This is a genomic window from Parapedobacter luteus, from assembly GCF_900168055.1.
Lineage (GTDB): Bacteria > Bacteroidota > Bacteroidia > Sphingobacteriales > Sphingobacteriaceae > Parapedobacter > Parapedobacter luteus.
Genome location: NZ_FUYS01000007.1, coordinates 211,061 through 226,669, shown reverse-complemented (window position 1 = coordinate 226,669; position 15,609 = coordinate 211,061). Strand labels below are relative to the sequence as shown.

10 protein-coding genes and 1 pseudogene are annotated in these 15,609 nt (G+C 47.7%); 3 read left to right on the top strand and 8 right to left on the bottom strand.

Annotated features, from left to right (window positions below):
• Both B5X72_RS14760 and B5X72_RS14755 read right to left on the bottom strand, forming a co-directional pair.
• Positions 1-1,187: hypothetical protein (locus tag B5X72_RS14760; protein WP_217698148.1), on the bottom strand; the 1,187-nt coding region annotated here is incomplete at its 3' end.
• A 155-nt stretch (positions 1,188-1,342) separates the two neighbouring features.
• Positions 1,343-1,540, bottom strand: a complete 198-nt coding sequence (locus tag B5X72_RS14755) for a hypothetical protein (RefSeq protein WP_079717673.1) — start codon at positions 1,538-1,540, stop codon at positions 1,343-1,345.
• A 342-nt stretch (positions 1,541-1,882) separates the two neighbouring features.
• Here B5X72_RS14755 and B5X72_RS14750 point away from each other — a divergent pair, with 342 nt between their 5' ends.
• Together B5X72_RS14750 and B5X72_RS14745 are read left to right on the top strand one after the other, a co-directional pair.
• Positions 1,883-2,515, top strand: coding sequence for a response regulator transcription factor (locus B5X72_RS14750; RefSeq protein WP_079717672.1), 633 nt, complete (start codon positions 1,883-1,885; stop codon positions 2,513-2,515).
• Positions 2,516-2,562: 47 nt separating this feature from the next.
• Positions 2,563-4,521, top strand: coding sequence for a sensor histidine kinase (locus tag B5X72_RS14745; protein WP_079717671.1), 1,959 nt, complete (start codon positions 2,563-2,565; stop codon positions 4,519-4,521).
• Positions 4,522-4,539: 18 nt separating this feature from the next.
• On the opposite strand, the pseudogene B5X72_RS14740 reads toward B5X72_RS14745, so the two are convergent.
• Positions 4,540-4,632: pseudogene (locus B5X72_RS14740) on the bottom strand (hypothetical protein); the annotation flags it as partial.
• A 34-nt stretch (positions 4,633-4,666) separates the two neighbouring features.
• Between B5X72_RS14740 and B5X72_RS14735 the strand changes: the two are divergent.
• A complete protein-coding gene (locus tag B5X72_RS14735) occupies positions 4,667-5,725 on the top strand; it encodes an SDR family oxidoreductase (protein WP_079717670.1) in 1,059 nt (352 codons plus the stop codon).
• Between the two features lie 87 nt (positions 5,726-5,812).
• Here the strand turns inward: B5X72_RS14735 and B5X72_RS14730 are convergent, their stop codons facing one another.
• From B5X72_RS14730 to B5X72_RS14710, 5 genes are all read right to left on the bottom strand, one after another.
• On the bottom strand, positions 5,813-6,976 hold the full coding sequence (locus B5X72_RS14730) for an FG-GAP-like repeat-containing protein (RefSeq protein ID WP_079717669.1): 1,164 nt from the start codon (positions 6,974-6,976) through the stop codon (positions 5,813-5,815).
• 65 nt (positions 6,977-7,041) lie between these two features.
• Positions 7,042-8,562, bottom strand: a complete 1,521-nt coding sequence (locus B5X72_RS14725; RefSeq protein ID WP_079717668.1) for a glycoside hydrolase family 32 protein — start codon at positions 8,560-8,562, stop codon at positions 7,042-7,044.
• Positions 8,563-8,633: 71 nt separating this feature from the next.
• Positions 8,634-10,634 (bottom strand): glycoside hydrolase family 32 protein, encoded by a 2,001-nt coding sequence (locus tag B5X72_RS14720; RefSeq protein ID WP_176146226.1) that lies wholly within the window; start codon positions 10,632-10,634, stop codon positions 8,634-8,636.
• A gap of 141 nt (positions 10,635-10,775) precedes the next feature.
• Complete coding sequence (locus B5X72_RS14715) at positions 10,776-12,476, bottom strand: RagB/SusD family nutrient uptake outer membrane protein (protein ID WP_079717666.1); 1,701 nt, start codon at positions 12,474-12,476, stop codon at positions 10,776-10,778.
• 54 nt (positions 12,477-12,530) lie between these two features.
• Positions 12,531-15,599, bottom strand: coding sequence for a SusC/RagA family TonB-linked outer membrane protein (locus tag B5X72_RS14710; RefSeq protein ID WP_079717665.1), 3,069 nt, complete (start codon positions 15,597-15,599; stop codon positions 12,531-12,533).
• Between the last annotated feature and the right edge of the window lie 10 nt (positions 15,600-15,609).

The window sequence follows — 15,609 nt, the reverse complement described above, 5'->3', positions numbered from 1 at the left end:
ACCGGGCCGCCGTTGACCACTTCCTCGAACTGGTTTACAACACTTGCAGGCACGTCTACGATGGTTTCGGTGCCGTCTTCGCTCGTGTAGGTGTAAGTGCCGTCTTCGTTATCCACCAAAGTGGTCACCGTTTCGTTCGCCTGCACCAGTTCCTCGAAATTGATGGTCTGTGTGTTGCCGTCACCGTCAACGTACGTGAACTGGTTTCCGTCGTAATACACATTGCCGCCGACGGTGGTATTGGTCAACTGCTCGATCAGCTCGTTCAGCACCGTCTCGTTGCTGATGATTTCCTCGAAATTGCTGATCACGTCCGCCGGTACGTCGATCGTGACACCCGTCCCCGGGATCGGGTTGCCGTCATCGTCCATCTCCGATTCGTTGTAGTACGTATACGTGCCGTCCGTGTTATCCACCAGCGCCGTAACCGTTTCGTTGGCCTGCACCAGTTCCTCGAAGTTGATGGTCTGCGTGTCACCGTTCCCGTCCACATACGTGAACTGGTCTCCGTCGTAGTACACGTTGCCGCCGATATTCTTAATCAGGTTTTCGATGGCGTTAAAAATCTCGCCTTCGTTGGTGATGTTTTCAACTACGCTGGCAGGAACATCCACGGTAATGGCATCGCCATTGGCATTGGTGAAGGTGTAGGTGCCGTCACCATTATCGATCATTGTGGTCGTATTCGCATCGAAGGTTACGGCCTCGCCGGCTTCGTTGGTGTAAGTAAAGCTGCCGTCCTCATTATCCACCAGCGTGGTCACTGTCTCATTGGTCCGTACGATCTCCCTTAAATTGATGACTTGCGTATCACCCTGATCATCAACATAAGTGATCTCGTAGGATACGGGATTATAACTAATGTTATTCGCTCCCTGTGTGACCGCGCCAGCCAGCACCCATCTGGCACCATCATTATAGTAGATACCCGGCACGACATCGTTGACAGTTGCGGTATTGTATACCATCATCCCCTCCACGTGTTGCGACAACGGTGTTGCTTCTGTACTGCTCGTCAACATCACACGGGTATGCAGCAAGCCTTTGTTGGCACTTTCCAATTCCAGTATGGCATTGCCGTTTGGAAACGTATTGCCCTGAACCGTACCGTCCTTTACCTTTTGCTGCGAAAACGCCGCCCCCATGAACAGTATGGAAACGACCGTGAGTAGTAAATGTTTATTCATATCTTATGATAAGCTTGAGCTATTCGATTCCTGGTGTTAATAGATTCAGTCGATATTCAGTCGGTTCTCACATTATCCAATGAAATCATGTTTATTTCCACAGAAAAATGTTCGGTATAGAAAAAGTTTGCTTTGGTAGATGCTGGCACGACTAGCTACGGGGCTGTACTGCCATCAGCCCCTTCGTATAACCTATCTTTCTCACAACCTTTCAGGTAATCTGCTATCGCAGCGAAGCCGATATTGTCTAACAGCTCCGTACATCCAAAATAATCGATCACAACGCCGATGTCCAGCTGGCGGATCAATTCGCGATTTCCATTTTCCGGCTTGTTGCCTGTTATCTGTTTCATCTCATTCAATTTTTATTACTATCGTGAGTACCTTGTAGGCCGTTTGCAAAAAAACCTGTCCCATCCTTAATTTGTGAAAAGAGCCTACGGCAACAGCCGATACACATATCACGAGACCATAAAATACATTGGGTATTATCACACAAAACAGACGTTCACAGGCAAATCGTGTGCAAACAAAAGGATATTTTTTCCATCCTGAATGGACTTAATCAGCAAATAACAAAAACATGCTATTGTATATCGCAACTATAACATATATTAGCCATTGATGATCCGTATTGGCTATCACTTATCCTTTTGATGGATCAATCCCATACATTTGCTTCATTGCACTGACTTATGGAAAGAAAGAACACCATCGCCATCATCTTTGATGATCACAGTTTATTTGCCGATTCCTTCTCAGCCTTGATCGAGCGGTTGGAGCTTTTTCAAGCTGTACACACCTTTACCCATGAAAAAGAATTTACCCGGTTCCTGGTCAAAAACTCCCCGGCACCTATTTGCCTTTTTTTGGATTACTACCTGAAAGACAAAAATGCGCTGCCGCTCATCAATGAATGCAGACGGCTGAACCGGCATACAACGGTCATCGTAATCAGCGCCGTGGTCAACCCCGTTACCGTAACCAATATCATTGCCTATCGTCCGGACGGCTTTATCAGCAAAGTATCCGGGTTCAGCACGATACTCGAATGCCTGTCCGTGGTTGGCCGGGGCGAACAATATATTTGCCCAGTAATCCAGGAATTTCTCGCTACTAAAAACTCGACCAACCCATTACCATTTACTGCACGGGAATTGGAAATTTTGCAGTATTTTGCGCAAGGATTATCGATCGCCCAAACCGCTGATCAGACGCACCTGAGCAAACACACCATTGTGGCCCACCGCCGCAAGATGATGGCCAAAGCTAATGTAAACTCTATTACGGAATTATTGGCTTATGCGCGAAATAGGGAATTGATTTAACCGGGATTTGTTACCTTCGTTGTCTACAAAACTTATTTCGACAATACATGATGAATTTAAACCGCCATCAACCAGCCAAGGAATGCCATTCCGCTGTCATCTTGATCCTGTTCATGACGATCTGCCAGTTCACCCTTGCCCTCGGTCAATCTCCCACCCGTGCCCGGGAAGAATTCGACAACTTGGCTCAAGCCTACCATTCAAACCGGATTACTGCAGAACAGTATTTTGTTAAAGCCGATTCACTGACCCATCAACTGTTGGCTGAGGGGAAGCATTTTGAAACCAAAGAGCTGGTGGATCTGCTCGCCCTGTATGAAAAAATCGCATGGAGCAAGGCTCAATACGGTCGTGCACGCGTCAGCTACTTCTTCCTTTTTTTCAACAACGCGCGCATGTTCAAAAAAAGGGGGGCATCCATCTATTATGCAGAAAAAGTCTCTGAGGAATATAAAAGATACGGTGAGGAGCATCCATTGGTGGAACAACTACAAAAAAGCAAAATCTACCAAGAGCTAAGACTATATCGTGAAGTCATAGAAATTTTTGAAGGGGAAAGAAGCTATCTGACAGGATTGCCGGATCGCTTACAAACGGATCAAATCGATCACTCCGTTGGATTGAATGCCCTATATATCTTGTCTCCCGTGCTAATGGGCTACATCCGGCTGAAAGATACGGCATCGGTGTATCAGACAGCCGACTTGGCAAATCGGATCGGCTCCACCCTGCGGCGTAAAGAGTTGCTCTCCCGGAGCCAAATGCTGTATAATGACATGCTGATGATTGACATTGCGCTTTCAGTAGCCAACTTTGAGCAAAGATATGACGATGCAAACAGCCTATTGAACGATCTTGAAGGCCTGAAAACCACGTATAAAGATCAGGCGACGAGTTTCATTGATGTCAACCTGAACCGGTTACGCATAGAAAACTACATCAACCTCCAAAATCAGGACAGCCTCCGTGCTTACATCGAGAAATACGAGTCGTCAACTGCTTTCGGAGATAGTCAACGAGCCGACATTGCTGAGTTCAAAGGTAAGCTGTGGACCTTGGAGGGTAATTACCGTGAAGCCTACCTATCGCTTGCCGATGCCTTGCAGCTTGAACGGGATGTACAAGCAGATGTCATGGCCGAATCAAGTAATTTACTTTATGCATATACCCAAGCTGAGCACAGCGGAATTGCCCTGCAAAAAGCGGAAAGTGTAAAACAGCAGCGGACCACTTGGCTGTTGATCATCTCATTTGTAGCTATCATTATCATTTTGGCCATTTATTTGACGATGCTACGTCAAAGCCGGAAAGCGAAAGAGCAGGTGGAAGCCCTCAACAATGCGGCCGATATGCAGATCATCGCCATGGAGGAGGCGAAGCACCAGGCAGTAAGGGAAGAACAGCAGCGGCTCGGACAGGATCTACACGATGGCCTTTCCTCGTCCATTGCCAGCATCCGCCATCAGTTGGAACTGCTATCCATGGATACCGATGATGCGTTCTTAAAACATAAGTTGGGTACGCTGCAAACAACGGTGACGACAGCTTATGAAACAGCCAGAAACAAAAGCCATGAATGGTTCAATGCCGCCAACGATCAGGAAGAGCAGTCTTTTGAGCAGCGGATCAGGTTGCTTACTGAACGTGCCCTGCCTGATAGTCGCTATCAAAAAAACATTCAAATAGACGATCACTCACTGCTGCGCGTCAATGCCGATACCCGGATTGCCTTACTCCGCATCATCCAAGAGGCTATCACCAATATCATCAAGCATGCACGGGCTAAACAAGTGGGCATCTTGATTTACGAAGAAATGGATAATCTCGTGCTGTTCATCAGTGACGACGGGAAGGGATTGGGGCAAAAGAAACCCGATAATGAAAAATCAACGATGGGCCTGCTGTCCATCCGCCGCCGAGCCAATTACCTGAACGGCGAAGTCACCATTCAATCGGATACGAACGGGACTGAAATAACGGTATCCATCCCGTTGGTGCCGCTATAAAGCAGGGCGGGCTTTCCGCTATTTCTGCCGGAAATACACCTGTACGGGAACGCCTTCAAAATCGAAATGTTCCCGCAGCTTATTTTCGACGAAGCGCTTGTAAGGCTCTTTGCGCATCAGGGTGTTCCTGCTTGTCGGACTTGGGATGTTCATGGGCACCGGTTCCATCCAGTCCATCTATACAAACGCCATCCTCGGCTATAACTGGAAAATCAATGCTTCACTCAGCCTGATGACGATGCCAGGCATGGTCATCGCGGGATTTGTCGGTTTCCACTGGACCAAGCATAAACTGCCGATCAAGATGTACATCTTTTCGGGGTTTGCCGCCTATGTATTGAACTACGTGATCCTGTACTTCATGATGGTGCCGGACCTTAGCATCGACTGGTTTCTGCTGCCGCAGCTGCTGAATGGCTATGGAATGTGCTCGTTGTTTATCGCAATCTGGCTTTATGGACTGAACGGTATACCCCAGAATGATATGCTCACATCGGTGGGGTCGGTCATGGTGTTCCGCAGTTTTATCGCTACGGCATTTTTCAGCGCGCTGTTCAGCTGGGTGCAGTATGCCCTGCAATGGCAAAGTGTCAATAACCTCGCCTTTTACTTCGACGCCGCAATCATGAACACGTACAGCCAGGTGGGCAATTTCGGACAGGTGCAGCTGGGCGCCATACTGGCCGCCAACAAGACCCTGCTGGGCTATGTCATCATTGCGGGGCTGGCATTTCTCACATTCATCTTTTTCCACCAGTTAGGTATTTTCATTTCCAGCAATTCCGGATACCTGGGCCGGGCGCTGACGGAAGAAGAAACATCGGCCGTGGCCACCTTATCCGCCGATGCGCTCAGGGAACAGGTCGGAAACTGGCATATCCGGGAATCCGGCGAGGCCTATGTATTGTCCAAACGGGCCAACCGGTTACAGGTCGCTTCGTCCGCTGCCCGCTGGGGCAGGAAAGGAGCCCGTATCGTGTCCATCAGCCCGGGAGTCATCAGTACGCCAATGAGCAAAAAGGAACAGGAAACGTCCAAGCAAATGGCGTTCATGATCCAAAATACACCTGTTGGCCGGATAGGCACTCCCGAAGACATCGCAAACACCGTGGAGTTCCTGATCAGTCCGGCGGCCGGCTTTATTTCGGGAACGGATATTTTGGTGGATGGCGGGATAACGACATTGCTGAAAGGAATGAATTAGCCTGGAATAATAGGTGAACAGCCGCTCGGTTGACCTGGTTAAAGGGGAAAAACTTTAACCGGTTGGCCGAAAAAAAGGCAGAGGGGACTATTTATCTGTACGGTTCCAATAGATTTTCAGGTTGTGGGTGGATCGGCCGGAGGCGACAATATCTGGTTTGCCATCGCCGTTTAAATCGGCCACCGCGAGGTCTTCACAAGCCATACCTCCGATATCGATTGTCCTTGTCTCCCACGTTTCCCATAGTGGATTAGAAGGGATATATATCTTTATTCCGATGTGGCCGGCGGCATTGATGTTACGCCAGCCAGCCACAATCTGATCGTGCCCTGCACCAACGAAATCGGCCATCGCTAGTCCGTGGCCCTCGCGGAGCTCTTCGTCTACAATCACCCGATTAGCATGGTTCAGCTTTGGCATAGCAGGTCGAGGCACATAGGCGGTGACCACGTTACCATGCAACGGTCCGATCGAAGCCAAAACTGGCTCTCCCTTTTCCATACGGCCCACCCGCAGTTCGCTGAACGCCTGTCCCTTGATTAGCCAACTGCCTTGCCATCTGTTTCCTGAATAGGAAAACGCTTTCACACCTTCTTTGCCACCGATATAGATATATTCCTCCCCTTCGCCGACATGTACGTCAAGGTTGTGCGTCAGGTGCATGGAATTGTCGATGATCCAATGCTGCCATTCCTGCCGTGGGTCTTCTGGTTTTTCATAGGCAATCACGTTTACACCTGCGCCTTCACCGTCTTTATTGCCCCTCCCATGGAGCGGCAATACAATGAGGTGGTACTTGCCTTCAGCGGCCTTGGCCCACCGCATGCGGTGCACAGTAGGCTCGTGATGAAGTTTTACCGGCGTCCATAGTTGGGTAGGGTCGTCGGGGCGAATCAGGTAATGCACGGCACCTGACTTTGCTGTATCGGATGTCTCCCCTGGGTTCCATTGAGCGCCAACGGCTACTTCCACTTTTCCATCGCCATCGATGTCCCGGGCGGCAATACAAACATTGTCATACTCGGTGAGGTTTTCAATCATCACGAATTTCTCCCAATCGCCATTGCGATACCATACAAACTGTTTCTTGTCCGCCAGCAGGATATCCGGTTTACCATCGCCATCCACATCCCCGATGGCTATGCCATAGCCAATGGACACTTGGTCATCGATGACCTGGTCCTGGAAAAGCGGTTCCTGTTGCGGATTACCTAAAAGTGAGAGTAACGGAAGCAAATAGTGAAAGTGCATGATCGATTGATTTAAAGAGTACTAAAGTCGGTGCAATTGGTTCTATAATATAAAAGTAAGAACGGCTATTTCCATATCGATGCAATTCGGCTGATTTTGATATCGCCAAAAGCCTGTCCATCCCCCCCTTGCAATATAATGTCGTTATATACAGTCGTCGGAAAGAACACTTCGGTCATCACGGTCAGCCCATCATCCGCAAACAGTTCCAAGGAAGCTACATCCACGAACACTGACATCCGAATACTACCATCCGTACCGATACGCGGTGCAACATCCCGGCTGGCAAAATTATCCTTGAATGAGGTGTTACCCGATTGGCGGCGATCAATGAAAAATTGTTTTGCCACAGCATCGTAGCCGATATCCACCCACTCATTTGCATCGTTTCTCAGCTTCACAGTGAAGTCTTTATCCGCCTTGGCCATGAAATCGAGACGATAGGTGCTTGGTACTTCGCCAGCCACACGCTTGATGGATGTTTCATCTGCGGTCTGCTCCTGCAATTCATGGATTAACTCCGTGATGTTTTCCAACTCAGGAACTGGTTTTGAGGTTACATACCATTTGCCATTGATTGATGTGACGTCTAGGTCACGCGCAATCGTTGCTGCTCCTCGCCAGTTGCCTGTAGGTACGACATTAGCGTAATCCCAATTATTCATCCAGCCAATGAACACCCGTCGGTCGTCGATATTTGACCAAGTTACGCCGGCGTAGTTGTCTCTGCCATAGTCCAACCATTTGGCCTCGGTTTCATAAGGTGTGAACGTCGTACCGTCAAAGTCACCTACAAAATACTGGGTGGCAGAACCTCCATTCGGCCCGCCGGGGTTAATACTAACGAGTAATACCCATACTTCTTTGCCGTCGTGGTCAAAACTAATAAGATCAGGACATTCCCAAACTCCCCCATGTGCGCCGACGCCGTCGCCAAATTCGCTTAGCTGGGTCCATACTTTCAGGTTTGGCGAGGAATAAAAGGTAACGGTTTGTTTGGTAGCGAGGGTCATTATCCATCTGCCAGTTGCTTCATGCCACATGACTTTCGGATCTCTGAAATCCCATATGCCCGGATTGGGTAATACCGGATTACCTTCGTATTTTGTCCATGTTGTACCCTCGTCCGTACTATATGCGATGCTTTGGTATTGGTGCAAACCGGTCCGCGCATCCTCTATGGCGTGATTGTGGTGGGTAAATATTGCCACTAATGCGTTTTCGCCAAATCCCGCCGTATTGTCTTTATCGACGACCGCACTTCCTGAGAAGATGGTACCTAAACTATCCGGATATAACCCGATCGATTGCTCTTCCCAATGAACCAGGTCTGTGCTGGTGGCATGCCCCCAATGCATGGGGCCCCATACATTGCTATCAGGATTATGTTGGAAGAACAAATGGTACGTACCATTATGGTATACCATACCATTGGGATCATTCATCCAGCTTGTCTTCGGTGAGAAATGGTAGTTTAGACGGTGTTGCTCCAACGCCGTTTCGGGCGCGTTATTTCGTTGTTGTCCTTCTGTACAGCCCAAAGCCATGGCGATAAAAATGCCGGTTACTGCTCGTATATTTTTCATTGTTCTTGTGTTATATGGGAAATTTTCACATCATTCAGTTCCATAATTACCATTTTTTTCATTACCATCCGTCATTGAAGGTCAACGTATGCTTGTGGTTCACCCCAAATCGATTTCATTTCCCAAGCGGTCAGCGACACTATCTCCGCGCTTCCCCCTTCTGCAAATAGCTCGATACCCGTTTGGTTCTCCCCCGGATAGGTGACTGCGCTAAACACAACCTCGCCATCATTGGTAAATATTTCAACCGATGCTTGGTCTACAAAAATATGCAACTTGAGGGTGTTATTCAGTAAGTCTACCGGCGCATACATCGTCTTGGCAAACGCCTTCGTAAACTGTTGGTCGCTAATGAAGTCAGTGCAGTTGGTGCGATCCAGACACATCATTGAAAGCTTCGGATCATACGTCAACACCAACTTGCGTCCATCACCAACAAGCAGATTGAAACCAAATTTCGCGGCAGATCCCGGCCTAAACTCGACTTCCATTTCATACGTGTTGCGCGTTGGCTGGAATACTTCAAGAGGCTTTACCCCTTCTACAATTACGTTGTTCGTCCGATGTACTGCCTGCCGCAGTTGTTTAAGTTGGTTGATTGGCCGTTGTACTATACGGTATCCCGTAGGATATCGCTTTAACGCCATAGTGCGCGGAATTGATTGAAAACCGCGCCCCCAAGAGGATGGCGCTTTTCGGGCATACTCCCAGTTGCCCATCCAACCGATAGCGAACACCGTATCTCCGAATCGTTGTGGGTCATCATAATTTCTCCATATGCGGGTGGCATAGTAATCATTGCCATAATCCAGCCAAAGCGCGTGTTCCAATTGATGACTCATCAATTGGTCTGAAAAAAGGACATGATCTATTGCTATAGCAGCATGACTGGTATCATTCACAAGGTCAACAACTTCAATATGGCCCACTTTACCCGCAAGGTCGCGTACATCCCAGCCATTCCATTTAAAGACGCTAGTATTGTCGCCCGTCGTTGATCGAACTACCTGATCATCGACAATTAAATTGACTGAGAGCGAGTCGACGCGCCTCCCGCCGGCGATCAGAAAGTTGATGGCCCCATGACTGATGGTAAAAGGCTCGGAGGTGACGTATCCGGTAGCCAACCCGTTCGACAAGTCGCCTAGATACTTTTCACCGAGAAAATCCGTAGCAGCTACAGGAGATGACCGACTTTGAAAAGCGCGATCGCTAGCTTTCCATTTCGCTGATATTCCTTTCTCAAAATCATCGTAAAGGACACCTTGAAGCCCACTACCGTGCTGAAGGTAGTTTACTATTAGGCTATCTGGAGTAAAAGTTTGTCCATCGAAGTCCCCCACAAAATATTGTACCCTATTCGGGCCCCGACCGATAAGCATCACCCATTTTTTGTGACCACTTTCACCCAATACCGGTATTTCGAAAAGATCAGGACACTCCCAAAAAGAATTTTGGGCTCCCAAACCGCCGAATGCACTGCAAAAACGCCACTGCTTCAAATCATCGGATTCGTAGATGTGTATTTCCTGTACGTCGGGTAATGAAACAACCATTTTCCACCGCTGATCAGGGGTGTGCCAAAATACTTGTGGATCTCTAAAAAATATTTTCCCGATATCCAAAACCGGGTTGTTTTCGTAATAATGGTAACTTAGCCCTCCGTCGCGGCTAATGGAAACAGCTTGTGTTTCCGGAAGGGAATCACCTGGAAAATGCTTGGTATAGAAAGCAAGCATACTGTTTTCACCGAATCCACCCGTATTGTGCTTGTCTACTACTACCGACCCGCTAAAATAGGAAAAAGTGCCGTCTCCCCCTTTCATGGGGTAAGGTAGTTCCTGCCAATGTACTAAATCGGGAGAGACGGCATGCCCCCACCAATATAGGTGGAAAAGTCCCTTAGTGAATACCAGCCCATCAGGATCCCCAATCCACCCATTTTTGGGGCTGAAGTGATATTGAGGACGATACTTCTCCTGCATGGTATCACGCAGGAGATTTTCCTTGGCAACGACGGTTGACGTTGTCAGGACGCCAAGCGTAAAGGCGACCATCAATCTTCTTAACATACTGATTATCATATTGTTTTTCATTAAACATTTTTGCTTTATATAACTCCGAGTACCAATCGTTGACATTTATCGACACAAGCCACTGGAAAGCATAAATTCGGTTCAAAGGGCGGTTCATGCCATCATATTTTCAGACGCTCAATAACCGGGATTTTGAACATATCTGTTTTCACTCCAAAAAATTTGGTTTTGTGGGACAGGAAGGTATTCGTCCCGCCCACTTGTAAAATTAGCTCCTTGGTATATATTCCGTGAAGGTCGCTCAGCTGCAAAGAACGCATTAAGCGCTTCTTGGGCTACTCCCCAACGAACAAGGTCAAAAAAGCGCCCTCCTTCGAGTGCCAGTTCCAGGCGTCTTTCAAACCGGACTGCTTTTCGCGCAGTTTCTTGATCCCAAGTAATATTGTCGCCAGGCGCATATAGCCCCACGTTATAGTCTGCGCTTGGAGTGCCGTCGGGTAATATCAGTAGCGCTGTACTATTGGCTGCGCGGGCTCGTAATGCGTTAATTAACGGTAACGCCTCATCCTGTCTTCCTAACTCGATTAGTGCTTCCGCTTTGAACAGCAATACTTCAGCGTATCGAATGAGGATGCGGTTTTTTGTTGTGCCGAAGAAAGGAGCGATATTAATGAAGCACTCGCAGTCCGGCGATACATTTTCCTTCATAGAGTTGTATGTGCCATACAATGTAATATTTCGCGCCCAACCGGCATTGACAATGATATCCGGTTCGTATTTCCACGGTACCCCCGGCCTGGATACGGTATGGTCAAGCCTCGGGTCTACCGAATGCTGTCCGAAGTCGACATTTTCGGTGTTATAAGTGTCCAATAGCGGCACACCAGCCTCATTTGTACGAAAAGCGTTTACAAGCGTCTGAGAAGGCTTCTGAAAATCACAGCATCCTATTCCCTGGGGCACGGTAAGCATATCGCCATGGTTTACCCGACCACGTCCCACGCCATCATCTGTGGAAAACTGCACGGACATAATAGCCTCTACTCCATTTTCGTATGGGCCGGGCAGAAAGTTGTTGGCAAAGTCTGGCTGCAATTGATAATGCGAAGCGATCACTTGGTCAGCCGCTTGGATAACTTGTTCCAATCGCTGGCTGTTGATACGGGTTACCGCGTGTTGCTGGTCTTGCTCGTAAGCTTGGAAAAGTCGTGTTTTTGCCAAAAATGCGTATGCGGCGTATTTGTTAGCGCGGCCTATCTCGGGCTGGGTTTCGGGAAGTACTTCGGCAGCGAATTCGAAATCTGCAGCAATACGATCCAATATCTCATCCCGGCTCAACTCATTGTTGACCATAAATTTGTATTCTTCAGCAGGAACCGTCTCGTCAATGTATGGAATGTTTTTAAACAGGTTTTCAACCATAAGATACCAGTATCCACGTAAAAACCGTAACTCACCTCTCCGTCGATTAACCAACGGATATTCTTCTTCGGTAAACTGTTCCAGAATTCGAAGCCCTTCATTTGCCCGCCGAATGCCAATATAAATATGGAACCAAATTCCATCATAGTTCCATTGGTCTGGGCGCGAAGGAACAAAGGTTTCCATAAAATGAAAGACATCACCATCGTTGATACCGCCTCCGCCTTTGTAGGCATCATCGGACCTTACATTTCCGTACTGCCACATGCTAAATGCCCGATTGATTTCGTCATTACCTAATTGGGAATAGGCTGCGATGACAAAACCTTCGGCTTGCTCGGGGTTTGATACTTGATTTTCGTCCAACGTACCACGGGGTCCGACTTCAAGCAAGTTTGTGCAAGCGCTAAATACCATAGTCGCTAAGCACATCGTTGTATATATTATTCTTTTCATCACAAAACGGATTACAATTTCATTCAATCATTGTTATTGCCACATTTTTTTTTATCAAAACCGAAAATTGATTCCCCCGGTAAGCACCATCGGATTGGGATAGCCGAAAGCGGGGCTTTCGGGATCAACACCTGTAAACGACTTGGACCGTAACAAAATACCCAAATTGTCGCCTCCAACATACACGCGGAGTGCTTGCAGCTTTATCCGAGAGAGGAGTTTTTGGTCAAATGTATAGCCGAACTGTACGTTCCTCAGTTTAAGGTATGTGCCGTTTTCTATAAAATAAGTCGAAAAACGAGCTTCCCAATTGTCATCGGTAAGCGATAGGGCCGGGATGTCTGAATTAGGGTTACTGGGCGACCACGCATTAAGCAACCTCGACCCCTTGTTTGATGAAGATTCAACTGCACTCCAGAAATCGGTATGCAGCTTGAATTGGTTGTTTACGTCCACGGGGCCTATCCCTTGTAAGAAGAAAGAAAAGTCGAATTTTTTGTAATTGACCTGAGCATTAAGACCATATGTGAACTTGGGCAGCGGCACGCCAATCCAGGTACGATCCAGGTCATTAATAATGCCGTTGCCATCGATATCCCGGTATCGGATTCGGCCGACACCTTTGTTGGGCTGTTCGGCGTGTGCGTCTACCTCTTCCTGAGTATGGAACAGTCCATCAGCGACATAACCGAAATGTGAGCCAAACGTTCGACCTAAGATATTTTGCCCCCGACCATCACCACCATATGCATTGATGACTTCTGCAGGTAAATGAGTTACTTTGTTTCTTACCACATCGAAATTAGCCGTCAGATCCAGGCGTAAGTCATCGTTAATACGGCTACGGTGTCCCAATACCAGCTCGAATCCTTTGTTTTCCATCGAAGCTCCATTTACCCACATGTTGCCACCTTCACCTAAGACGCCGATGTATGGGGGCAATAAAAGGATGTCAGATGTCTTTTTAATATAATAGTCAACGCTGCCGTAAAGGCTTTGGTTCAACAAAGAAAAATCGAGCCCGATGTTGCTCATCTGTGTCGCTTCCCAACGCAGATTAGGATTAGCATTCTGTGTCAGGTAAAAGCCTGATGGGAGTACACCACTACCGTTGCCTGAAATATCGTAAGAGGTAGCATTGTAGTTAGGTAGATAGATGTTGAAAATTGCATGGTTATCGATTTCTTGATTGCCAGTAACACCCCAGCCGAAACGAAGTTTGAGGTCATCAAACAACGAGGTATTACTTTTGATAAAACTCTCCTCACTCAGGCGCCAACCGGCGGAGAAGGCAGGGAACAGACCAAATCGATTGTTTTCGCCAAATCGAGACGATCCATCGTATCGAATGGTGGCGGATAGGAGATATTTATTGAGATAGGAATAGTTGGCTTTAGCGAAGTACGACAATAACGCATGCCTTGCGCCGTTACCGACTGTAGTCATGATACCAGTACCTGCATCAAGGTACATATAGTCGGGGTGCTCCAGTACAAAATCCTCCCGCCTAGCCCCGAAGTGAGTGTTACTTTCGGTATAAAATTCCATCCCCGCGACCATGTCAAATCGGTGCTCATTTCGTTCGAGCATATAATTGAGCGTGTTTGTCCACGTGGTTTTTACATTGTGCGTCTGTTCATTGTTAAGCCAATTGACATCACCGACCAGATAGCCCGACCGAAACTTTTTTTGCCAGTTTCGGGAGAAAAAATTGCCGTAGTCAATACCAAAATTGGAGCGAAAAACCAGATTTTCCATAATTTTCAGATCGGCAAAGAAATTGCCAAACAAGCGTGTGTAGTCATAGCCATTTTGCCTGTTGTCTTCTAATAGACGAACGGGATTGTGCCGGTCGTTCATACCTTGTACAGGGCCACCCCACCCTGCTCCGTCGACCGTATGCACCGGAATAATTGGTAATGCCTGCAGTGCGGTATTGATTATGTCGGCAGAAACTTCTTCTGTCTTCGTCAGGCTTAGGTTTTGTCCAATGGTCAACTTGTCTTCAAACAGTTTATAATCCGTATTAATCCGAGCGGATATCCGGTTAAAGCTGGTGGTATTAATGATGCCATTGTTGTCGAAATAGCCTAGCGAAAGCAGATAACTACCTCGATCCGTGCCATTTGACACCTGTACATCATAGTTTTGAACCGTCCCCACCCGCGACACTTCATCAAACCAGTCAGTATCTGAGGAACGCATCGTTTGATCGGCATCCAGAAATTCCGGAATGATGATGCTGTTTAGCACAGGTTGGTTTGTCGTGGGATCGACACGCCAATCGAATTGGTAGGGCAAACCACTATTGTTGGGATCGATATTGCTGTTGACACTGGCTTGCCATAATGCGCGTCCATAACCATCGGTATCTAACATTTTTGCCCGTGTAGTATAGGAAGATGCGGAAGTATATGCATTGACATTCAGCTGTGCATTGCCCGATTTGCCCCGTTTGGTGGTAATAATGATTACACCGTTAGCAGCCCTTGACCCGTAAATACTTGCAGCTGAAGCATCTTTGAGTACCTGCATCGATTCGATGTCTGCGGCATTGAGCTCATGCATACCCGCCTTGGTAGGCACTCCATCGATGATGTAAAGGGGGTCATTGTTGTTGAGCGTACCGATTCCACGGATTCTTACCGTAGCTGGCGCACTGGGAGCACCGCTACCCGTGATGTACATTCCCGGTACCTGCCCCTGCAGAGCTTTCATTGGGTTGGCCACCGCCTGTTTGTTCATCTCCTCAACATCAACCACGGAAACCGCTCCTGTTAAGTCTGCCTTACGCTGAGTTTGGTAACCCGTTACGACCACCTCGTCCAATGCAACATTAACTTCCAACTGTATGGAAAGTGGCTCCAGAGATTCTATCTTGACTTCCTCCACTTTGGCTCCAACCATCGAGAACCTCAGTGTTTGCCCGATGGCGGCTGAAATACGAAAGGAGCCATCCTCATTTGTAACGGCACCAACGTTGGTTTCGACAGTGAGTACACTTACTGCGTCGAGCGGCAGCCCATTTTGGTCAGTTACTTTACCAGTGATTACAGTTTCCTGTGCAGACAGGGTTTGTACCAAAAGGACACAACAATAAAGTAAAAATAATTTAGTCTTCATTTGTATAATT